Source organism: Pseudoclavibacter sp. Z016, from assembly GCF_002931215.1.
Classification (GTDB): domain Bacteria; phylum Actinomycetota; class Actinomycetes; order Actinomycetales; family Microbacteriaceae; genus Pseudoclavibacter.
This window is the reverse complement of the sequence record NZ_PSTU01000011.1, coordinates 1,121,615-1,142,349: the sequence shown is the minus strand read 5'-3', so window position 1 is coordinate 1,142,349 and position 20,735 is coordinate 1,121,615. Positions and strand designations below refer to the sequence as shown.

The following is a 20,735-nucleotide window of genomic DNA, read 5'->3' as shown; positions in this document are numbered from 1 at the left end:
GGGTAGCAACCCATCCGGAAGCGCGAGAGCCATCCCGAGGCGCTTCGGGATGGGACGGGACCCATCCCGGAGCGGCGAAGCCATCCCGAAGCGCTGCCGGTGATGCTCCACGAGACGGCAGGCAGGGGCGATCGCCGAGGTGACGCATCTGCGCTCGCGCGCTCTTTCGTGCCCGCGGCCGGGTGGCTCGCGCACGTGCGCGCACGCGTCGGCGGTCTCGGGATGGCTTTCACGCTCCGGGATGGGAAGCAACCCATCCGGAAGCGCGAAAGCCATCCCGAAGCGCTGCCGGTGATGCTCCACGAGACGGCAGGCAGGGTCGATCGCCGAGGCGACGCATCTGCGCTCGCGCGCTCTTCGTGCCCGCGCACGTGCGCGCACGCGTCGGTGGTCTCGGGATGGCTTTCACGTTTCGGGATGGGAAGCAATCCATCCGGAAGCGCGAGAGCCATCCCGAAGCGCTTCGGGATGGGACGGGACCCATCCCGGAGCGGCGAAGCCATCCCGAAGCGCCGCCGGTGACGCTCCACGAGGCGGCAGGCAGAGGCGATCGCCGAGGTGACGCACCTGCACTCGCGCGCTCTTTCGTGCCTGCGCCCGGGTGGCGCTCGCGCTCGCGCACGTGCGCGCACGCGTCGGCGGTCTCGGGATGGCTTTCACGCTTCGGGATGGGAAGCAACCCATCCGGATGCGCGAAAGCCATCTCGAGACGTGACGAGAGACGCGCGACGAGGGTGCGTCGAGCCCGAAGGATGCACGCCGGTGCAGGTGCAGCTGCTCGCGCTGCTCGCGCTGCTCGCACGCCGCGCCCGCGCGCCCGCGCGGATGCCGAGCACGACAGCGGCCCCGGCGATGAACGCCGGGGCCGCAGTCGTGGATCGGGAGAGTGCGGGTCTAGCCGAAGCGGCCCGACACGTAGTCCTCCGTCGCCTGGACGGACGGGTTCTCGAAGATCGTCTTCGTCGTGTCGTACTCGATGAGCTTGCCCGGCATGCCGGTGCCGGCGATGTTGAAGAACGCCGTCTTGTCGGAGACGCGCGATGCCTGCTGCATGTTGTGGGTCACGATGACGATCGTGTACTCGGTCTTGAGGTCCTCGATGAGGTCCTCGATCGCGAGCGTCGAGATCGGGTCGAGGGCCGAGCAGGGCTCGTCCATGAGCAGCACGTCGGGGGAGACGGCGATGGCGCGGGCGATGCAGAGACGCTGCTGCTGTCCGCCGGAGAGGCCGGAGCCGGGGAGGTCGAGGCGGTCCTTGACCTCCTTCCACAGGTTGGCTCCCTGCAGCGACTTCTCGACGAGGGCGTCGGCGTCGCTCTTGGAGATCTTCGTGTTGTTGAGCTTCACGCCGGCGAGCACGTTCTCGCGGATCGACATCGTCGGGAACGGGTTCGGGCGCTGGAAGACCATGCCGACCTGGCGACGAACGAGGACGGGGTCGACGCCGGGGCCGTAGAGGTTGTTGCCGTCGATGAGGACCTCACCGTCGACCCACGCCTTCGGGATGACCTCGTGCATGCGGTTGAGCGTGCGGAGGAACGTCGACTTGCCGCAGCCGGATGGGCCGATGAAGGCGGTGACGCTGCGGGGCTCGATGACCATGGAGACGTCTTCGACGGCCTTGAACTTGTCGTAGTAGACGTTGAGGTCGTTGACTTCGATGCGCTTGGACACTGTGTTTCCCTAACTTCCTGGCTGGTCGGCCTGGTCTGTCTGACCGGTTAGCCCTTGGGGGCGAAGAGCTTGGTGATCATGCGTGCGACGAGGTTGAGCAGCATGACGATGATGAGGAGGACGAGTGCGCCTGTCCAGGCGAGGTTGAGCATGTTCTCGGCACCGGCTCCGACCTGCTGCGTGTAGGAGCGGTAGACGAAGACGGGGAGGCTCATCATGGCGCCCTGCGTCATGTTGTAGTTCATGTAGATGTTGAAGCCGGCGGCGATGAGCAGCGGCGCGCTCTCTCCGATGACGCGGGAGATGGCGAGCATGACGCCTGTCGTGATGCCGGCGAGTGCGGTGGGGAGCACGACCTTGGAGATCGTGAGCCACTTCGGCACGCCGAGCGCGTATGAGGCTTCGCGGAGCTCGTTCGGGACGAGGCGGATCATCTCCTCCGAGGAGCGCACGACGGTGGGGATCATGAGCACGGTGAGGGCGATGGAGCCCGCGAGTCCGGTGCGCACGTTGGTGAGCGGGATGCCGAGCGTCTGCAGGATGAGCATGATCATCGTGTAGGCGAACAGGCCGGCGACGATCGACGGGACGCCGGTCATGACATCCACGAAGAAGTTGATGGCCTTGGAGAGGCGCCCCTTGCCGTATTCGACGAGGTAGATCGAGGTGAAGAGCCCGATCGGCACGGAGATGAGGGTCGCGACGAGCGTGATGAGGAGGGTTCCGACGATGGCGTGGATGCCTCCGCCGCCTTCCGTCACGACGCCGACCATCGAGGAGGTGAAGAACGTCATGTCGAAGCGGGCGAGGCCGTTCGCGACGAGGGTGAAGAGCAGGGAGAGCAGCGGCACGAGGGCGAGCACGAACGCGGCGGTGACGAGCGAGGTGACGAAGCGGTTCGTGGCCTGGCGGGGGCCCTCGATGATGCGGGCGATGATCCACTGGCCGGCGATGTAGAAGATCGCGCCGAGGACGGCGAAGCCGGTCCAGTTGAACTCGCCGCCGCCTGCCGCGAGGAGCAGGGTGATCACTGCGGAGAGCGCGAAGCCGCCGACGAGGATCGCGTACGGGCCCCATTTGGGGAGGCGGCCGTGCGTGAGCGGGTTGATCATCTCGGGAGACGTCTGGTTCTGGGCTGGTTTCTGCAATGTTGACGTCATCAGTTGGCTCCTGAGAATTCCTTGCGGCGGCTCACGATCCATCGTGCGAGGGAGTTCACGAGGAGGGTGATGGCGAAGAGCACGAGACCGGATGCGATGAGCACGTTGATGTCGAGGTTCGACGCTTCCGGGAAGGAGAGGGCGATGTTGGCGGCGATCGTCGACGGGTTGGTGTTCGACGTCAGCTGGAAGGTGATCACGCCGGTCGCGGAGAGGACCATGGCGACGGCCATCGTCTCGCCGAGGGCGCGGCCGAGGCCGAGCATGATGGAGGAGACCATTCCGCCGCGTGCGAAGGGCAGGACGGCCATCTTGACCATCTCCCAGCGCGTTGCGCCGAGGGCGAGCGATGCCTCTTCGTGGAGTCGCGGCGTCTGGAGGAAGACCTCGCGGGTGAGGGCGGTGACGATGGGGAGCACCATGACGGCGAGCACGATGGCGGCCGTCAGGATGGTGCGGCCCGTGGCCGACACCTGGCCCTGGAAGAAGGGGAGCCAGGAGAGATTCTCGTTGAGCCACACGTAGAACGGCTGCACGAACGGGCCGAGCACGGTTGCACCCCAGAGGCCGAAGACGACCGAGGGGACGGCGGCGAGGAGGTCGATGACGTAGCCGAGGGGGGCGGCGAGCTTGCGCGACGCGTAGTGCGTGATGAAGAGCGCGACGCCGATGGCGACTGGCACTGCCATGAGGAGCGCGAGCAGCGAGGCCCAGAGCGTTCCGAAGATGAGCGGCAGCACGTACCAGAAGAAGTTGCCTTCGGCTTCCGGCTCGGCGAGGTTGGTCGCTCCGGCGACGAAGTGGCTGTTCTCGGCCGCGTCAGGGAAGAAAGCTGGGAGCCCCTGGAAGAGCAGGAAGAAGAACACGGCGGCGAGGATCGCGAGGATGAGCGATCCGGAGAACGTCGAGAGGAAGCTGAAGACGCGGTCGCCCGGGCGCGACTTCGCCTTCACCGATGTGCCCGCGTCTGGGGCGAGTTCTGCAGTCATCTGCTGAGGGTTTCCCTAAGTCAATTGGGTGGAACGAGGCGAGCGGCGGATGAGAGCCGAATCGCCCGGTGCCATGCTTTCACAGCACGGCACCGGGCTGAAACGGATCTTCGGTGCTCGCGGACTACTTGATGGCGTCGACCGCGGCCTGGGCCTGGGTGCGGAGGTCGTCCGAGATGGGCGCGGAGCCCGCGTTCTCGGCGGCCGCATCCTGTGCCTCAGGGCTGATCACGTAGTCGAAGTAGGCCTTGACGTTGGCACCGACGGTGGGGTCGGTGTACTCGGCGCAGCCGATGAGGTACGAGACGAGGACGATCGGGTAGACGCCTTCGGCTGAGCGGTCGAGCTCGAACGAGAGGTCGGTCGCGGCGCGGCCTTCCTCGAGCGTGGAGTTGTCGACGACGGCGGCTGCCGCCTCGGGGGAGAGCTCGACGAACTCGGAGCCCGTCTGGATCGCTGCCGTGCTGAGGTCACCGGCGGCGGATGCGTCGAGGTAGCCGATGGTGCCGTTGCCGGAGGTCAGTGCCTGCTGGACACCGGGGGTCTCCTGGGCGCCTTCACCGCCCGAGATGGGCCAGTCGTCGCTGTCCTCGAAGGTCCACACGTCGGGAGCAGCTTCGACGAGGTACGACGTGAAGTTGCCCGTCGTGCCGGACGTGTCGGAGCGGTGGACCGGCGTGATGGCGAGGTCGGGGAACGTGACGCCGGCGTTGAGCGCGGCGATCTCGGGGGCGTTCCAGTTGGTGATCTCGCCCTTGAAGATCTTGGCGAGGGTCGCGGGGTCGAGGTTGAGCGAGTCGACGCCCTCGACGTTGAACGCGACGGCGATGGGGGAGATGTAGGCGGGGATCTCGACGAGGTCGGTGCCGTCGACGCAGTTGCCGAAGCCGCCTGCCTCGATCTCTTCCATCTTGAAGGCGCGGTCGGAGCCGATGAAGGCCGAGGTGCCGTTCGTGAAGTCGGTGCGGCCGGCGCCGGAGCCGCCGCCGGCGTAGTTGATCTGGATGTTCGGCTGGACGGCGGCGAAGCCGGCGATCCAGGAGGTCTGTGCGGTGCCCTGCGACGATGCGCCGGACGCGGCGAGGGTGCCCGTGAGCTGCGCTTCACCTTCAACTGCGGTTCCCGGCTCTGCTGCGGTTGGCTCGTTGCTGGCGCAAGCCGCAAGCGTGAGTGCGGCGATTGCGGCCATGGCGACCGATGCGCCTACTCGCGTGAACTTCATGGAGTTTCCCTTCGGGGACAGGTGACATTCCTTGGGATCAGTTGCGATCCGTCGGTGACGCTATGCGCGAAGGGTGACGAGGAGGGGCGGGGAAAGTGAACGGGGGGTGAACGGGCTGGGAATGCGCGCAGATTTCTTGCCGCTCCCGCTTACTTCATCTGCTCCAGGACGGGCTCGATCTGCGTCCGGAGCGCATCCGAGATGGGAGCGGAGCCGGCGGCCTCTGCCGAGGCTGACTGGCCTTCCTCGCTCACGACGAAGCTGAAGTAGGCCTTGGCGTTGGTGCCGACTGAGCTGTCGGCGTACTCGGCGCAGCCGATGAGGTAGGAGACGAGCACGATCGGGTAGACGCCAGGCGTCGTTCGGTTCAGCTCGAACGCGAGGTCGGTCGGAGCGCGTCCCGTTTCGATGGTGGAGTTGTCGACGACCGCGGCGGCCGCTTCTGGCGAGAACGGCACGAACTCGCCGCCCGTCTCGACGGAGGCGGTCGTGAGGCCGTCGGCGGCGGACGCATCCATGTAGCCGATCGTGCCGTTGGCGCGCAGGGCCTGCTGCATGCCTGCGCTCTCCTGAGCAGCCTCGCCGCTGTTCACGGGCCACTCGTCGACCTCGCCGTAGCTCCAGGCGTCGCCAGCTGCCTCATCGAGGTACGCCGTGAAGTTGCCGGTCGTGCCCGACTTGTCGGAACGGTGCACTGGCGTGATGGCGAGCGCGGGGAGGGCCGTGTCCGGGTTGAGGGCCGCGATCTCCGGCGCATCCCACGAGTCGATGTCGCCGGAGAAGATGCCGGCGATGGCGGCTGCGTCGAGTCGCAGCTCGTCGACTCCCTCCAGCGCGAACGCGACGGCGATGGGCGAGATGTAGGCGGGGATCTCGACGAGGTTGCTGCCGTCTGCGCAGGCGCGGAACGGGCCTTCCCCGATCTCGTCGATGTCGAACGCGCGGTCCGAGCCGATGAAGGCGGAGGTGCCGTTCTGGAAGTCGGAGCGGCCCGCGCCTGAGCCGCCGCCCGCGTAGTTGACGCGCACATCCGGCTCGATGGGGTAGAAGCCTGCGATCCAGGCCGTCTGCGCGACGCCCTGCGATGACGCACCGGATGCGCTCAGCACGCCGTCGAGGTGCTGCGACCGCGGATCCTTGCTGACCGAGATCTCGTTGAGCGCGCATCCGCTGGTCACGAGGGCGGTGGTTGCGAGGAGCGCCAGGGCGGCGAGTGCTCGGGAGTGGTGCATCGAGATCCTTCTGCCATCAGGGGTCAGGCGAGCCCGGGTCGACCGGGATCGAACTAGGGCCTGAATCAGTATGGACGAGAAGTGGACGCGACGTGACGTGCAGGTGAACGGCGGCGGGCGCGAGGGCTCGCAACCGCGGCCGCGGCTCAGGTGATCGGCCCGTGCGTCTCCGCCGCCACGACGCCCGCTCGCGGGTGGTTGACGGGGACGTGGATGACGGAGCACTCGCCGGTCGACAGCATGGCGTGGCGCGCGAGGGAGCTCGGGCGCGTCGCCGTGTGCAGGGCGATGGAGCGGATGATGGCGGGCATGACGGGGGAGTGGCTGCAGATGACCGTGCTGCGCCGTCTCGAGATGAGCTTGCGCACCACCTCGTCGAGCTCTTCCTCGTCTTTCGTGTACGAACCCTGGGCGATGCTGCGCTCGACCTGGGGGGTCAGGTCGAGCAGTGAGCTGATGGGGGCCACGGTCGAGCGGCAGCGGACGGCATTCGAGGTGATGACCGCTTCCGGGCCGAACGAGCGGAGGATGGGGACGACCGTCTCTGCCTGCTCCAATCCTCGGGCCGTGATGGGGCGCGAGTCGTCGTCGCCCGGCCACGACTGCGGGGGCACGGCCGTCGCGTGGCGGAGCACGAGGATCGCGAAGGTGCGGTGCAGCCCGCGCCGGTACCGGTCGGCGAAGATCTCGAGCACCTCGCGGTCTCGGTCGTAGCTGAGGAGCTTCTTGGCCTTCTTGAGCGATACCCAGTCGATGCCGTCGACCTCGTCGTTCGGCTCGAACACGTGCCCCTCGTACGCGGCGTCGTCGACCTCGGCGGTCCAGTAGTGCACCTCCTTGGGCCTGCCATTCGGCATGACGTACTCGACGTACCCGAGGGGTGCGCCGAGGGTCGCCCGGTAGCCGGTCTCCTCTTCCACCTCTCGGGCGGCCGTCTCCGGGAGCGTCTCTCCGGGGTCGACCTTGCCCTTGGGGAGGGAGTAGTCGCCGTGCCGCCCGCGGTGGATGATGAGCACCTTGAGCTTGTCGTCGGCGATGTCTTCGTGCCACAGCACAGCGCCTGCCGCGTAGACGGTGCGCGAGGCGGCAGGGATGTCGATCGTCATGCGGCTAGGCCAGCGTCGTCGGCCTGCGACGCTTGCTGATGCGTCGCATCATCTCGTCGTGCAGGTCGGTGAGCCGGTCGCCGTTCTCGTCCCTGGCGTGGCGGATCCACTCGGCGTCGGAGCCGAGGTGCCAGGTCGCGGTGGTGTCGGCCATCGCGAGGTCGAACATGCCGCCGATGTCCGCCGCGTGGTTCTCGTCGGTGATGCGCACGAGCGCCTCGATGCGGCGGTCGAGGTTGCGGTGCATCATGTCGGCTGAGCCGATGAACACGCGCTCGTCGCCGTCGTTCGCGAAGCAGAAGATGCGGGAGTGCTCGAGGTAGCGCCCGACGACGGAGCGCACTCGGATGGTCTCGCTGAGGCCGGGGACGCCGGGGCGGAGGCCGCAGATGCCGCGCACCCAGATGTCGACGGGAACGCCAGCCTGGCTGGCGCGGTAGAGCGCGTCGATGATCTCCTCGTCGACCATGGAGTTGACCTTGATGCGGATGCGGCTCGGCTTGCCGTCGAGCGCGTTCTTGCGCTCCTTGTCGATGAGGTTGAGGAGGCCGGGGCGGAGGTGCATGGGGGCGACGAGGAGGCGCGTGAACTTGCGCTCGATGGCGTAGCCAGAGAGCTGGTTGAAGAGGCGCGTGATGTCGCGGGAGATCTTCTCGTTGCACGTGAAGAGCCCGAGGTCCTCGTAGATGCGGCTCGTCTTCGGGTTGTAGTTGCCGGTGCCGATGTGGTTGTACATCTTGAGCTCGTTGTCTTCCTTGCGGATGACCTGCAGCAGCTTGCAGTGGGTCTTGAGCCCGACGGTGCCGTAGACGACGTGCACGCCGGCCTTCTCGAGCTTGCGAGCCCAGACGATGTTGTTCTGCTCGTCGAAGCGTGCCTTGATCTCGACGAGGACCAGCACCTGCTTGCCCGATTCCGCGGCCTTGATGAGGGCGTTGACGATGGGGCTGTCGCCGGAGGTGCGGTACAGGGTCTGCTTGATGGCGAGCACGTTCGGGTCGGCCGCGGCGACCTCGAGGAAGGCCTGCACGCTCGTCGAGAACGCCTCGTACGGGTGCTGCACGAGCACGTCGCGGCGGGCGATGGCGCCGAACATGTCGGCCTTCTCGTCGCTCTCGGACGTCCGGAAGGCGGCTGCGGTGACGGGCACGTGCGTCCGGTACTTGAGGTCGGGCCGGTTGATCGCCCCGAGCGCGAAGAGGCCGCCGAGGTCGAGGGGGCCGGGGAGGACGTACACCTCGTTGTGGGTGATGTCGAGCTCCGTCATGAGCAGCTCGAGGGTCTCGTCGTCCATGTCGTTGGAGACCTCGAGGCGGATGGGCGGGCCGAAGCGGCGGCGCAGGAGCTCCTTCTCGAGGGCCTGCAGGAGGTTCTCGGTCTCGTCCTCCTCGATCGTCATGTCCTCGTTGCGGGTGAGGCGGAACGCGTGGTGGTCGAGGATCTTCATGCCGGGGAAGACGTGCCCGAGGTGCTGGGCGATGAGGTCCTCGAGGAGGATGAAGCGGGCCTTGCCGTGGTCGGACTGCAGCGGGTAGAAGCGCGGCAGCACGGGGGGCACCTTGAGGCGGGCGAACTCCTCCTTCTCGCTGCGGGGGTTGTAGACCCGCACGGAGATGTTGAGGGAGAGGCCCGAGATGTAGGGGAACGGATGCACGGGGTCGACGGCGAGCGGCATCAGCACGGGGAAGATCTGCTCGTCGAAGAGGTCGCCGAGCTCGACGCGCTCGGCGTCGGAGAGCTCGTCCCAGCTGACGATGTGGATACCCTGGTCGGCGAGCTCCGGGCGCACGCTGCCGTTGAAGATCGCGGCGTGCCGCTTCTGCAGCTCGTAGGCCTTCGAGCGGATCGTGTCGAGCGCCTCCTGCGGCGGAACTCCCGCGGGGGTCGGGACGGCGAGGCCGGTCGCGATGCGGCGCTTGAGGCCCGCGACTCGCACCATGAAGAACTCGTCGAGGTTCGACGAGAAGATGGCGAGGAAGTTCGCGCGCTCAAGGAGGGGCGTCGAGGGGTCCTCGCCGAGTTCGAGCACACGCTGGTTGAACGCGAGCCAGCTCAGCTCGCGGTCGACGAAGCGGCTGCGCGGCATCTCCTGCGAGTCTGCACCGGCCTCGGGGGCGCGGAGTTCGATAGTCATGCGGTCATCCTTCCAGGTGTGCGGAGAGGAACGGCGTCTTGTCGTCCGAGTCTCGCGGGAGTTCGTCCCTGTCCTGCAGGAATCGGGGGTTCCTGCCGGTGAAGATCAGCAGAGTCACGCGAACGGATCATGAACGGGTGCGTCGGTACTGCACGTCGATCGAGAGCTGCTCGTAGCCGAGAGAGCGGTAGAGCGAGAGTGCGGCGTCGTTGTCGCCTTCGACGTAGAGGGAGGTGCGCTCGGCACCTGTCGCGTGCATTCGCTCGAGGCCTGCCTGCATGAGCGCTCGGCCGAGCCCGCGGCCGGCGGCCTGGGGGGCGACGCCGACGACGTAGATCTCGACCTCATCGCCTTCGCGCTTGAGCCAGTTGTAGCCGAGCAGCGTGCCGTCGGCGTCGCGCAGCAGGAGGAAGTCGTCGGCGTCGAACCAGTCGGTCGACTGCCGCGCTTGGAGGCCGGGGGCGTCGAGCGCGCCCTGCTCTGGGTGGCTGCGGAAGACGATGGCGTTCAGGGCCAGGAAGGCGTCGGCGTCGGCGGGGGTGAAGGGTGAGATCGAGTATCCCTCGGGGGATGGCGCCGCCTCGGCGTCCGCCGCGGTGAGGGGGCGACCGAGCTTCAGGAGCGTGCGCACGGCGTCGAGGCCACGGGAGGAGGCGAGCGCGGAGGCGCCCGCCAGGTTGCCGTGGGCCCAGAGGACCGGCGCGGCCTCGCCCTCAGCGGCGACGGCGTCGAAGAGCTCGCCGCCAAGGCCTCGCCGCCGGTGCTCCGGATGCACGACGAGCTCTCCCTCGACGGTTCCGTCGTCGAGGTCCCGCGTGAGGGCCGCGGCGATGAGCCTGCCGGCATCGTCGATGGCCGTCAGTCGCCGCTCGCCGAGCGACAGGAGCGTGTCCTCGTTGAACGGGGCGACACCGTCAGCCGCAGTTGCGGCGTCTGCGAGTTCGCGGACCTCCGCACTTCGAGGCGCAGCCGATGCGGCAGTGGAGAGATCGGGCATCGGTGCTCCTAGGGGGTGGTGGCGTCGTCGAGCGATGAGCCGCCGGTGGGGACCGGCTCGTCCCGTGCCGCTTCGCCGTTGCGCAGGAGCCGGTAGCCGACGTTGCGCACCGTGCCGATGACGCTCTCCTGATCGCCGAGCTTGGCGCGCAGTCGTCGCACGTGCACGTCGACCGTGCGCGTGCCGCCGAAGTAGTCGTAGCCCCACACCTCGCTCAGCAGCCGCTCACGCGTGAACACGTGGTCGGGGTGCGAGGCGAGATACCGCAGCAGCTCGAACTCCTTGAACGTCAGGTCGAGGGTGCGCCCTCGATACCTGGCCGTGTAGCTGTGCTCGTCGATCGTCAACGGACCGATGGCGATCGTGCCGCTCGGCTCCTCGACCGCCGCCTGGGGGCGGAGGAGACGGATGCGCGCATCCACCTCGGCCGGCCCGGCCGTTCGCAGGATGACGTCGCCGATGCCCCAGTCGGAGGAGATGGCGGGGAGGCCGCCTTCCGTGATGGCGAGCAGCACAGGAACGGACGACTCGATCGTGTTGAGCACGCCGCACAGGCGCTTCGCGCTCGGGAGGTCGCTCGTGCCATCGATGATGTTCGCGTCCGCCTGGGGAGCGGATGCGAGGGCTGACGCGGTCGGTGGGAGCACCCGGACGCGGTGCGCCAGAAGTGTGAGGGAAGGGAGAGCGTGCTCGACGCCGCCGGCGCTGAACAAGAGGACGTCTGCCAAATGTGGCCTCCTCGATGTTTGGTCGGACTCGCTGGCTAGTCTACGCACCCTCGGGACAGCTCCAGCGTGCACAATGGGGCAATGACCCGCGAACGAGTGAGCATCGGCATCGTCTGGCTGGCTGCAGTGGTCGGAGTGTTCGGCGTTGCGATCCTCGCGGATCCCTCGCGGCACCTGGTCTGGGTGAGCATCCTCATGCTCACGCTCATCTGCCTGACCTGCCTCCTGCAGCTGCGCCTGCAGGAGAGCGACGGGTTCATCATGCGGATGAGTCTCAGCCTGGTCGGAGCCCTGGTCGTGCTTGGCGTCGCCTCGCTCGGCTTCGCGATGCTCGGCGGCGACGCGGTCGTCGGAACACCGAGTCACAGCTGAACCGCGCCGCCCTTCGCGCGCGGCCGCAATGGCTAGGATGGACGGCATGGACACCGTGCTTGTTATCGAAATCATCTTCACCGGCTTGCTGGTGCTCGCGCTCATCGCCATCAGCTTCGTCTCCGTGGTTGTGCTGAAGAACCTCTTCAAGGGTCAGAACTAGCCAGCCCCGTAGGGCGCCGCAGCTGCTGGATCGAGAGGAAACCCCCGATGGTGTACGACATCCCAACTGACCTCCCTCCCGAGATCGTGCCGCTCTCCTGGCTGCTCGGCGTGTGGGAGGGCACTGGCCACGTCGAGTACAAGGTGGGCGAGGAAGTGCGCGAGCAGGCCTTCCGCCAGCGTGTGAGCTTCAGCCACGACGGCCTTCCCTACCTCAACTACTCCGCGCAGCTGTGGCTCGAGGAGGGCACGGGCGACGAGCCCGTGCAGGTGCCGCTCACGGGCGAGACCGGCTTCTGGCGGCTGGCGCGCACGAGGGACGACGGCGACGTCGGTCCCGGCTACCTTCCCCCGACGGCCCCCGCCACCATCACCGATGCGGACGGCGTCGAGGGGCTCCGCGACGACGAGCAGGCGTTCCCGCTCGAGGTCTCCATCGTGCACCCGACCGGACTCCTCGAGCGCTACAGCGGCAGCGCGCGCGGGCCGCGAATCGACTTGAAGACCGAGGAAGTCCTGCTCGCGCCCGGCGCGAAGGAGTTCACGGCGTCCACCCGCATGTACGGCTACGTGGCGGGGGAGCTGCTGTGGGCCTGGGACATCGCCGCCCTCGGCCAGGAGCTCGCGACCCACGCGTCGGCGAAGCTGGCCAAGCTTGACTGAGCACCCCGTCTCGAACGAGCCCTCGTCTGTCGCCGACGAGCCTCAGCCGGACCGTTCGCCCTTCCTCGCGCTCCCCGGCGCGGTGGATGGTGTCGGCATCGACGCGGGTGTCGCCTGGCACTACGGGCAGGTGACGGCCGACCAGCGTGAGCTCGCAGCGGGCCGCTCCATCGTGGATGCCTCGCACCTCGGTGTCATCCGCCTCACGGGCGCCGACCGGCTCACCTGGCTCGACTCGCTCACCTCGCAGCGGCTCACGACCCTCGAGCCCGGGCAGAGTGCTGAGACGCTGCTCCTCGACATCCAGGGGCACATCGAGCACGGTGCTGCCGTGCTCGACGACGGTACGGCGACCTGGCTCATCACCGAGCGCGAGTCGGCTCCCGTGTTCGCGGCCTGGCTGAACCGGATGCGGTTCCTCCTCGACGTGCAGGTCGCCGAGGTCACGGACCAGTTCGCGGTCGTCGCGACGCTCGGCCAGCTCGACCTCGGTGCGGCGGCCCCCAACGGCACGCCCCTCGTCTGGAACGACCCGTGGGCCACTCCTCCCGCACACGGCTGGAGCTACTCGCAGTTCCCGGTCATCCCCGCCGACGGCGCGGTCGACGCGCACCCCGGAGCCGACTTCCCGGTGAAGCTGCATGTCCTCGAGCGCGCGAGCCTGCAGGGGCTCGTCGACCGCGCACTGGCGGGCGAGCTGCCCGTCGCAGGCATGCACGCGTTCGAGGCGCTCCGCATCGCGGCGCTCCGTCCCCGCCTCGGGGCTGAGGTCGACTCGAGGGCGATCCCGCACGAGTTCGACTGGCTCCGCAGCGCCGTCCACCTCGAGAAGGGCTGCTACCGCGGGCAGGAGACGGTCGCGAAGGTCCACTTCCTCGGTCGTCCGCCGCGCAGGATCGTCCTCCTCGACCTGGACGGCTCGCTCGGCGAGCTTCCCGTGGCCGGCAGCACGCTTTCGGTCGAGGGCGATGCCAAGGCGCAGACGGTCGGACGCATCAGCTCGGTCGCGATCCATCACGAGGACGGCCCCATCGCGTTGGCGCTCGTGAAGCGCTCGCTCGCGGAAGACGCCTCGCTTGTCGTGGAGCTCGCCGACGGGCAGCAGGTCTCGGCGAGCGCGACGACGATCGTGTCGCCGACGGCTGGCCGCGCGGCAGACGTGCCGCGCCTGCCGCGCCTCGAGCGTCGCGGGCAGTAGACATGTCGGCTCCGGCGGCTGGCGTCGGGGCCGCGTTCGCCCGTCTGCGGGCCTCGCTTCCGGCGGTGCTGCAGATCACGGCGGCGGCCTTCGCCGCCTACGCGATCGCGCACTGGGGGCTTGGGCATCCCATCCCGTTCCTCGCCGTGACGGTCGCGATCACGAGCCTCGGCCTGCAGCGCGACGCGCGCCCGCGTCGGGTCTTCGACACGGCGCTCGGCATCACCTTCGGGGTGCTGCTCTCCAACCTCTCGCTCCTGCTCTTCGGGCGCGGCGTGTGGCAGGTGACCGTCGTCCTCGCGGTCGTGCTCCTGCTCGCGCGGCTCGTGCACCCGAGCCCCGGGTTCGCGATCGGCGCCGCCGTGCAGGCGTCGCTGGTGCAGCTCATCCCCGTCCAGGGCGTCGGCGAGTACTCGCGCCTCCTCGACGCGGTCATCGGGGGAGCGGTGGCCATCGCGGCGACCGCGCTCATCCCGCGCAACGCGTCGGCGCTCGCGAAGAACGAGGCCAAGGGGCTCATCGGCGCGCTCGCCCAGGCGCTCGGCGATATCTCGCAGGCCCTGCGCAGGGGAGACAGCGACGCAGGCCTCGCCGCGCTCGAGGAGCTGCGCATGACGCAGGCCACGCTCGACGCCTGGTCGACCGAGCTCGAGAGCGCCGCATCCATCGCCCGGATCTCGCCGTTCATGCGCCACCATCGCGGGAGGGTCGAGCGGATGGCGGAACTGCGCACGAGCATCGACCTCGCCACGCGCAATCTCCGGGTGGTCGCGCGGCGTGCCTGGTCGCTGTCGTGGGATGGTCGCCACCGCGAGGAGCTCGCCGACCTCCTCGGCGACATCCAGTCGGGGATGCTCGAGCTGCAGCTCGGTCTCGACGACGACGCGATGCTCCACCAGTCGCGCCAGACGCTGCTCATCGCGGCGGCCAGGCTGGAGCCGGAGCACCTGCATGGAGCGCAGCTCGGCGACTCGGTGCTGCTCATGCAGTGCAGGCCCCTCGTCGTCGACCTGCTCATCGCGAGCGGCATGGAGGCGGAGGCCGCTCGCACGGCCCTCCCCGAGGTCCACTAGCCGCCGCGCCGTGGCCCCGACGCGCGGACTACGAGGGTGCGAGCGCGCCGGAGGCGGGGGCAACGGCGTCCCACGAGACCGTGATCTCGCCGAGGCGCCAGCGCTTCCGCGAGTCGGCGAGCGGCCAGCCGGCCGCGCGCATCCGCTCGCACACGGCGATGAAGCGCTGCCTCGCGCCGAACGTCTGTCGTGGGGCCTCCCGCTGCCAGGCGTCGTCGAGTGCCTTCAGGTACTCGTGCACGCCTTCGCCAGGCACGTTGCGGTGGATGAGGGCCTTCGGCAGTCGTTCGGCAACCACGAGCGGAGACTCAAGGCTGGCGGTGTGCAGCGAGACCGTGAACGTCCGAGGCCCGGCCGCGTCGACGCCGATCCAGGACGATACGCGGCCGACCTCGTTGCACGTTCCCTCGACGAGCAGACCGCCTGGCGCGAGTCGACCGGTCATCCGGGCCCAGGCCTCGGCGACTTCCGACTCGTCGTACTGCCGCAGCACGTTCATGGCTCGGATGACACTCGGCTGCTCGCCGCCGGGGGTCGGCACCTCGAAGCCACCGACGGCGAAGCTCATTCGGCCCGCGAACTCTGGCCGATCGGCGAGCTGCGCTCTGGCGAGCGCCACGCGCCCCGGGTCGATCTCGAGGCCGTGCACTCGCACCTCGGGCGAGGCCCGTCGGAGGCGATCCGCCAGCTCGAATGCCGTCGCGCCGCTCGCCCCGTAGCCCAGGTCGACGACAAGCGGGCGCGGGGCGGACTGCAGCGCGGGGTGCTCCGCGATCCAGCGGTCGACTCTCCGCAGGCGGTTCGTTCCCGTCGTTCCGCGTGTGAGTCGACCCAATGGCATGCGACGAGACTATTTCAGCTTCGGTCTCCTCGCCGTCGCACGCGGGTCACCCCCACTCGGTACGCTTGGACCATGACTGAAGCGCTGACCCTCATCCTGGTCCGTCACGGACAGAGCGAATGGAACGAGAAGAACCTCTTTACCGGCTGGGTGGATGTTGAGCTCACCGAGCAGGGCCGCGAAGAGGGTGCCCGCGCGGGCCGCCTCATCCGCGAGTCCGGCCTCAAGCCCAACGTGCTCTACACGTCGCTGCTCACGCGCGCGATCGACACCGCGAACCTCGCGCTGAAGGAAGCAGGCCGCGGCTGGATCGACGTCGAGCGCACGTGGCGCCTCAACGAGCGCCACTACGGCGACCTGCAGGGCAAGGACAAGGCCCAGGTCCGCGACCAGTACGGCGAGGAGCAGTTCATGGAGTGGCGCCGCTCCTACGACACACCGCCGCCCGCCCTCGACGACAGCAGCGAGTTCTCGCAGGCGCACGACGAGCGCTACGCGGACCTCGGCGATGAGCTGCCCCGCACGGAGTGCCTGAAGGACGTCCTCGTTCGCTTCCTCCCGTACTGGGAAGAGGAGGTGCTGCCGACGCTCGTCAAGCGCGGCACCGTCATGGTGGCCGCCCACGGCAACAGCCTGCGTGCGCTCGTGAAGCACCTCGAGGGCATCAGCGACGACGACATCGCCGCCGTCAACATCCCGACCGGCATGCCCCTCGTCTACCGTTTCGACCCCGAGACGCACGAAGTCCTCGGCAAGGGCGAGTACCTCGACCCGGAGGCAGCAGCGGCAGGAGCTGCCGCGGTCGCGTCGCAGGGCAAGTAGCACCGGGCCTCGCTGCACAGCAGAACGGCGGATGCTCCAGGAGAATCTCCTGGAGCATCCGCCGTTCTGCTGCTGCTCAGAGCCGGGCCGTTTTTCACCCTCGGGCTGTCACGCCCGGACCTGAGGACCCGAGACGCCTAGGCGCCGGGGGTGACCGGGGCGACCGGAGTGGAGGGCTCCTTCTCCTGCATCCACTCGCCGCTGGTCAGGTACTGCACCTTCTGGGCGATCGAGACCGCGTGGTCGGCGAAGCGCTCGAAGTAGCGGCTCGCGAGCGTCGCGTCGACGACCTCGACGCTCTGCGCCTGGATGTCGTCGGACAGGAGCGCGTCGAACGTGCTGCGGTGCAGGTCGTCGATCTGCGTGTCGCTCGCCTTGATCTCGTCGGCGATGCGGTTCGTCTCCTCGTCGTTGCCCGCGTCGAGCAGGGCGACGAGCTGACGGGCGACGGCCACGTCGAGGCGGCTCATCTCGGCGAACACCGGACGAAGCGTGTTCGGGCCGACGCCGCCGGGGAAGCGGTAGCGAGCGAGCGCCGCGATGTGCGCCGCGAGGTCGCCCATGCGCTCGAGCGAGGAGCTGATGCGCAGCGCGCTCACGACGAGGCGCAGGTCGCGCGCGACGGGTGACTGGCGGGCGATGATCTCGATGGTGTGCTCATCGAGGGCGATGGCGAGCTCGTCGATGCGGGCATCGTCGGAGATGACCTGCTCGGCGAGGGCGACATCGGAGGTGGTGAACGCAACGGCGGCGCGCTGCATGGCGGACTCGACGTGGCGGGCGATCTCCACGAGGCCGTTGCTGACCTCAGCGAGTTCCTGCTGGAAAACTTCGCGCATGTTTATCCTCTTGTTTCGTGGCAACGGGCGATGTGCCGCTGCCCGCGTTTCTGGGCAGACCGGTCGCCCAGTCCCTCTGGGAGTGACTCTGCTCTCACGGGCGATTCTACGGAGCCAAGGTAACCGACTCGTGTACGACGGGTGTCGAGTCCGCTGGCCCATATGCTGGGCACATGGACTCGTCCGTCGCAGTGGTCCTTGCGATCGTACTCGGCTTCCTCTTGGGTGCAGGTTTTGTCTGGCTGCTCCACGTCGCCTCGGTACGTCAGGCAAAGGCAAGAGCTGCATTCTCCCCCCGCCTCCCCGAGGGCATCGAGCATCTGCTCGGCGCCCTCGACTCGATCGTGATCGTCACCGACCCGTCCAGGAACGTCTACCAGTCCTCCCCGGGGGCTACGTCGAAGGGGCTCGTCCGTGCCGGCGGGCGCCTCGACGAGCGTGTCGGGGCCGTCGTGGATGAGGCGAGGCGTCAGGGCGAGGCGGTCACCAAGGACCTCGAGATCGCCCGTGGCCCCTTCGGGCGCTCGGAGATCCACGTGAGGGTGCGTGCGGCGCCCCTCTCGACGCGGTTCTTCCTGGTGCTCGCGGAGGATCGCACGGAGGCGCTTCGCGTCGAGAGCGTGCGCCGGGACTTCGTGGCCAATGTGAGTCACGAGCTCAAGACCCCCATCGGCGCGGTCACGCTGCTCGCAGAGGCCATCGCAGAGTCTGCGGGTGACGTGGAGCAGGTCAAGTACTTCACGGGGCGGCTCAGCAAGGAGAGCCTGCGCCTCGCCTCGATCACCAACGAGCTCATCGAGCTGTCCAGGCTGCAGTCGAGCGACTCCCTCGCAGACCCGGAGCTCCTCTCGATCCACGAGATCCTCTCGCTCGCCGTCGACCAGTCGCGCGTGCCCGCCGAGGTGGCCGGCGTCGACATCGTGCTCGGCGACGACGTGGATGCGTTCGTCTACGGCGAGCGGGCTCACCTCCTCATGTGCTTCACGAACCTCGTGTCCAACGCGGTCCAGTACTCGTCGCCGAACTCGCGGGTGGGGATCGGCACGCGACTCGTCGACGACACCGTCGAGGTCGCCATCTCAGACCAGGGCATCGGCATAGCCCCGGAGGATCAGGGGCGCATCTTCGAGCGCTTCTTCCGCGTCGACCAGGCCCGTTCCCGACGCACCGGCGGCACGGGCCTCGGCCTGAGCATCGTGCGGCACGTGGCCGAGAACCACGGCGGCGACGTGCGCGTCTGGTCGCAGCCCGGGAAGGGATCGACGTTCACGGTTCGCCTCCCCTCCGCCGATTCCGTCGTCGCGGAGATCGACCTGCAGCGCTTCACCGAGCGCCGCTCAGCCTGAGACGCGTCGGGCGGCCCCGACCGACGGCACGCCGTCGAACGGGCGCGGCCCTTGGCACGTCACTCAATGTTCACGAAAGATATGCACAATGGCCTCCGTGACCCGCATCCTCCTCGTCGAAGACGAATCCGCACTGCATGAGCCGCTCTCCTTCCTCCTCGGACGGGAGGGGTACGAGGTCGCTGTCGCCGAGACGGGCCTCGACGCCCTCGACCTGTTCGACCGTGATGGTGCCGACCTGGTGCTCCTCGACCTCATGCTCCCTGGCGTCCCCGGGACCGAGGTGTGCAAGCAGATCCGCCTCACGTCGAAGGTGCCCATCATCATGCTCACGGCCAAGGACAGCGAGGTCGACATCGTCGTCGGTCTCGAGCTGGGTGCCGACGACTACGTCACGAAGCCGTACTCCACGCGCGAGCTGCTGGCCCGCGTGCGCGCCGTGCTCCGCCGCAACGAGCAGGAGGACGAGGGCGAGGATGACAGCATCATCGAGGTCGGCGAGGTTCGCATGGACCTCGACCGGCACACTCTGCAGGTCTCGGGCAAGGTGACCCCCATGCCGTTGAAGGAGTACGAGCTGCTCGAGTACCTGATGCGGAACTCGGGGCGCGTGCTCACGCGTGGGCAGCTCATCGACCGCGTCTGGGGGCCGGACTACTACGGCGACACCAAGACGCTCGACGTGCACATCAAGCGCATCCGCAGCCGCATCGAGGAGAAGCCGTCGACCCCCGTGCGCCTCGTGACGGTGCGCGGGCTCGGCTACCGCTACGAGGGCTGAGCGACTTCCAAACGGCGCAACACGAGAAGGGCGCATCCACTCACGTGGATGCGCCCTTCTCGGCATTCTGCGTGCGTCGGCTAGGCCGTGCCGCCTTCTTCCGGTACCTCGGTGGGTGCCGGCGTGGGGGCGATGCTCGGCGGTGCCGCGGGCGGCTCGGTCTGGGCGGGGCCGGGAACGAGCGTCGAGTACTCCGGCAGCGTGCCGTCGAGCACGGGGACGGTCACTGCCTGCATGGTCTGGACGCCGTCGAGGGTCGCCGTGAAGTCGACGTCGTGGGTGGAGCCCGGGGTGAAGTCCATGCCTTCGAGGAGCACGGTCGCGCCCTCGCCAAAGCCCACCTGCGTGACGCCTGCGGATGCGTCGACGGGAACGGTCACGACGACCTCCTGCTCGACGCCGTTGATGAGTCCCGTGTACGTGATGTCGAGCGAGCCGGCGCTGCCCGTGTGGTTGACGACCGAGAAGATGAGGTTCGCCCGGTCGGTCACGTCGGTGCCGACCAGCGTGTCGGTGATGAGGATGGCGTTGCGGACCTCGAGGTCGCCGACGTTGGCGTTCGTGCCGTCGCTCGCCGAGTACTGCGTCGTGGTTCGCTGGGGGGAGATGTAGTTGCAGCCGGCAAGCCCAACCGCGACTGCGGCGGCAAGGGTGACGGACGCGACGGCGCGGATCTTCACGTCTGGAGCCTCCAGGTTCGGACCGTGCGGCTGTCGCCGCACGAATTCACAGGATGCAGGAAGCCTATCTGATCCAGGTGCCCCTCCTGGACGAAGCGGCGGCGGACTCTACCACCCCAGTCCTCGAATGAGCCGTTTTGACATGGTACTCTTAGGTGCCGAAAGGGGCTTGTATTTATGCAGTTTGAGGTCGGGGAGACAGTCGTCTATCCCCATCACGGCGCGGCCACCATTTCAGAGGTGAAGATCCGAGTCATCAAGGGCGAAGAGAAGATGTTCCTCAAGTTGAACGTTGCACAGGGAGACCTCGTCATCGAGGTTCCTGCTGACAACGTCGACCTGGTAGGAGTACGCGACGTCATCGGACAGGACGGTCTCGACCGTGTGTTCGAGGTGCTGCGCGCCCCCATCACCGAGGAGCCGACGAACTGGTCCCGCAGGTACAAGTCGAATCTTGAGAAGCTCGCCTCCGGCGATGTCATCAAGGTGTCGGAGGTCGTGCGCGACCTCTGGCGACGCGATCAGGATCGGGGCCTCTCTGCGGGTGAGAAACGAATGCTCGCGAAGGCCAGGCAGATCCTCGTCTCGGAGCTCGCGCTCGCCGAGAAGACTGACGAGGAGAAGGCCGGCGACGTCCTCGACAAGGTCCTCGCTTCCTAGTCAGCACTCCGGGTGGTTCTGCGGCTCGTGAGGGTCGTTCAACGCACACCATGCGC

At 68.2% G+C, this 20,735-nt stretch carries 20 protein-coding genes; 8 read left to right on the top strand and 12 right to left on the bottom strand.

Going from position 1 to position 20,735, the window contains the following annotated elements:
* Positions 1-894 precede the first annotated feature (894 nt).
* The 9 genes from pstB to C5B99_RS19645 all read right to left on the bottom strand — a co-directional run bounded on the left by pstB (position 895) and on the right by C5B99_RS19645 (position 11,242).
* A complete protein-coding gene (gene pstB / locus C5B99_RS11415; protein WP_104241957.1) occupies positions 895-1,674 on the bottom strand; it encodes a phosphate ABC transporter ATP-binding protein PstB in 780 nt (259 codons plus the stop codon).
* Between the two features lie 47 nt (positions 1,675-1,721).
* Positions 1,722-2,834: a phosphate ABC transporter permease PstA gene (pstA, locus tag C5B99_RS11410; protein WP_104241955.1), complete on the bottom strand. Its 1,113-nt coding sequence runs from the start codon at positions 2,832-2,834 to the stop codon at positions 1,722-1,724.
* Complete coding sequence (gene pstC / locus C5B99_RS11405; protein WP_104241953.1) at positions 2,834-3,823, bottom strand: phosphate ABC transporter permease subunit PstC; 990 nt, start codon at positions 3,821-3,823, stop codon at positions 2,834-2,836. The genes pstA and pstC overlap by 1 nt, the downstream gene beginning before the upstream one ends.
* A gap of 124 nt (positions 3,824-3,947) precedes the next feature.
* A complete protein-coding gene (locus C5B99_RS11400) occupies positions 3,948-5,045 on the bottom strand; it encodes a phosphate ABC transporter substrate-binding protein PstS (RefSeq protein WP_104241951.1) in 1,098 nt (365 codons plus the stop codon).
* A gap of 149 nt (positions 5,046-5,194) precedes the next feature.
* Positions 5,195-6,277, bottom strand: a complete 1,083-nt coding sequence (locus C5B99_RS11395) for a phosphate ABC transporter substrate-binding protein PstS (protein WP_104241949.1) — start codon at positions 6,275-6,277, stop codon at positions 5,195-5,197.
* A gap of 146 nt (positions 6,278-6,423) precedes the next feature.
* A complete protein-coding gene (locus tag C5B99_RS11390; RefSeq protein WP_104241947.1) occupies positions 6,424-7,383 on the bottom strand; it encodes an NUDIX hydrolase in 960 nt (319 codons plus the stop codon).
* A gap of 4 nt (positions 7,384-7,387) precedes the next feature.
* Positions 7,388-9,517, bottom strand: coding sequence for an RNA degradosome polyphosphate kinase (locus C5B99_RS11385; protein ID WP_228496619.1), 2,130 nt, complete (start codon positions 9,515-9,517; stop codon positions 7,388-7,390).
* Positions 9,518-9,644: 127 nt separating this feature from the next.
* Positions 9,645-10,514, bottom strand: a complete 870-nt coding sequence (gene mshD / locus C5B99_RS11380) for a mycothiol synthase (protein ID WP_104241945.1) — start codon at positions 10,512-10,514, stop codon at positions 9,645-9,647.
* An 8-nt stretch (positions 10,515-10,522) separates the two neighbouring features.
* Entirely contained in the window at positions 10,523-11,242 is a 720-nt protein-coding gene (locus C5B99_RS19645) for a winged helix family transcriptional regulator (RefSeq protein WP_228496618.1), read from the bottom strand.
* Positions 11,243-11,323: 81 nt separating this feature from the next.
* Between C5B99_RS19645 and C5B99_RS19640 the strand changes: the two genes are divergently transcribed.
* The 4 genes from C5B99_RS19640 to C5B99_RS11360 all read left to right on the top strand — a co-directional run bounded on the left by C5B99_RS19640 (position 11,324) and on the right by C5B99_RS11360 (position 14,710).
* On the top strand, positions 11,324-11,614 hold the full coding sequence (locus C5B99_RS19640; protein WP_228496617.1) for a hypothetical protein: 291 nt from the start codon (positions 11,324-11,326) through the stop codon (positions 11,612-11,614).
* Between the two features lie 213 nt (positions 11,615-11,827).
* On the top strand, positions 11,828-12,439 hold the full coding sequence (locus C5B99_RS11370; RefSeq protein WP_104242161.1) for an FABP family protein: 612 nt from the start codon (positions 11,828-11,830) through the stop codon (positions 12,437-12,439).
* Positions 12,432-13,637 carry a folate-binding protein YgfZ gene (locus C5B99_RS11365; RefSeq protein ID WP_104241941.1) on the top strand — a complete coding sequence of 402 codons (1,206 nt, stop codon included), beginning with the start codon at positions 12,432-12,434 and terminating at the stop codon, positions 13,635-13,637. The genes C5B99_RS11370 and C5B99_RS11365 overlap by 8 nt, the downstream gene beginning before the upstream one ends.
* A gap of 2 nt (positions 13,638-13,639) precedes the next feature.
* Positions 13,640-14,710: an FUSC family protein gene (locus C5B99_RS11360; protein ID WP_104241939.1), complete on the top strand. Its 1,071-nt coding sequence runs from the start codon at positions 13,640-13,642 to the stop codon at positions 14,708-14,710.
* Positions 14,711-14,738: 28 nt separating this feature from the next.
* On the opposite strand, the gene C5B99_RS11355 is transcribed toward C5B99_RS11360, so the two are convergent.
* Positions 14,739-15,551, bottom strand: a complete 813-nt coding sequence (locus C5B99_RS11355; RefSeq protein WP_104241937.1) for a class I SAM-dependent methyltransferase — start codon at positions 15,549-15,551, stop codon at positions 14,739-14,741.
* Between the two features lie 72 nt (positions 15,552-15,623).
* On the opposite strand from C5B99_RS11355, the gene C5B99_RS11350 reads away from it, so the two are divergent.
* A complete protein-coding gene (locus tag C5B99_RS11350) occupies positions 15,624-16,373 on the top strand; it encodes a phosphoglyceromutase (protein WP_104241936.1) in 750 nt (249 codons plus the stop codon).
* Between the two features lie 137 nt (positions 16,374-16,510).
* On the opposite strand, the gene phoU is transcribed toward C5B99_RS11350, so the two are convergent.
* Positions 16,511-17,212 (bottom strand): phosphate signaling complex protein PhoU, encoded by a 702-nt coding sequence (gene phoU / locus C5B99_RS11345; protein ID WP_104241934.1) that lies wholly within the window; start codon positions 17,210-17,212, stop codon positions 16,511-16,513.
* A 173-nt stretch (positions 17,213-17,385) separates the two neighbouring features.
* Between phoU and C5B99_RS11340 the strand changes: the two genes are divergently transcribed.
* Entirely contained in the window at positions 17,386-18,558 is a 1,173-nt protein-coding gene (locus C5B99_RS11340) for a cell wall metabolism sensor histidine kinase WalK (protein ID WP_104241932.1), read from the top strand.
* 97 nt (positions 18,559-18,655) lie between these two features.
* The gene (locus C5B99_RS11335) at positions 18,656-19,339 is read left to right on the top strand and encodes a response regulator transcription factor (protein WP_068479999.1); all 684 of its coding nucleotides are present in this window, start codon (positions 18,656-18,658) and stop codon (positions 19,337-19,339) included.
* An 80-nt stretch (positions 19,340-19,419) separates the two neighbouring features.
* Here the strand turns inward: C5B99_RS11335 and C5B99_RS11330 are convergent, their stop codons facing one another.
* The gene (locus C5B99_RS11330; protein ID WP_104241930.1) at positions 19,420-20,019 is read right to left on the bottom strand and encodes a DNA modification methylase; all 600 of its coding nucleotides are present in this window, start codon (positions 20,017-20,019) and stop codon (positions 19,420-19,422) included.
* Between the two features lie 177 nt (positions 20,020-20,196).
* On the opposite strand from C5B99_RS11330, the gene C5B99_RS11325 reads away from it, so the two are divergent.
* The gene (locus tag C5B99_RS11325) at positions 20,197-20,679 is read left to right on the top strand and encodes a CarD family transcriptional regulator (protein ID WP_104241928.1); all 483 of its coding nucleotides are present in this window, start codon (positions 20,197-20,199) and stop codon (positions 20,677-20,679) included.
* The last annotated feature ends 56 nt before the right edge of the window (positions 20,680-20,735 follow it).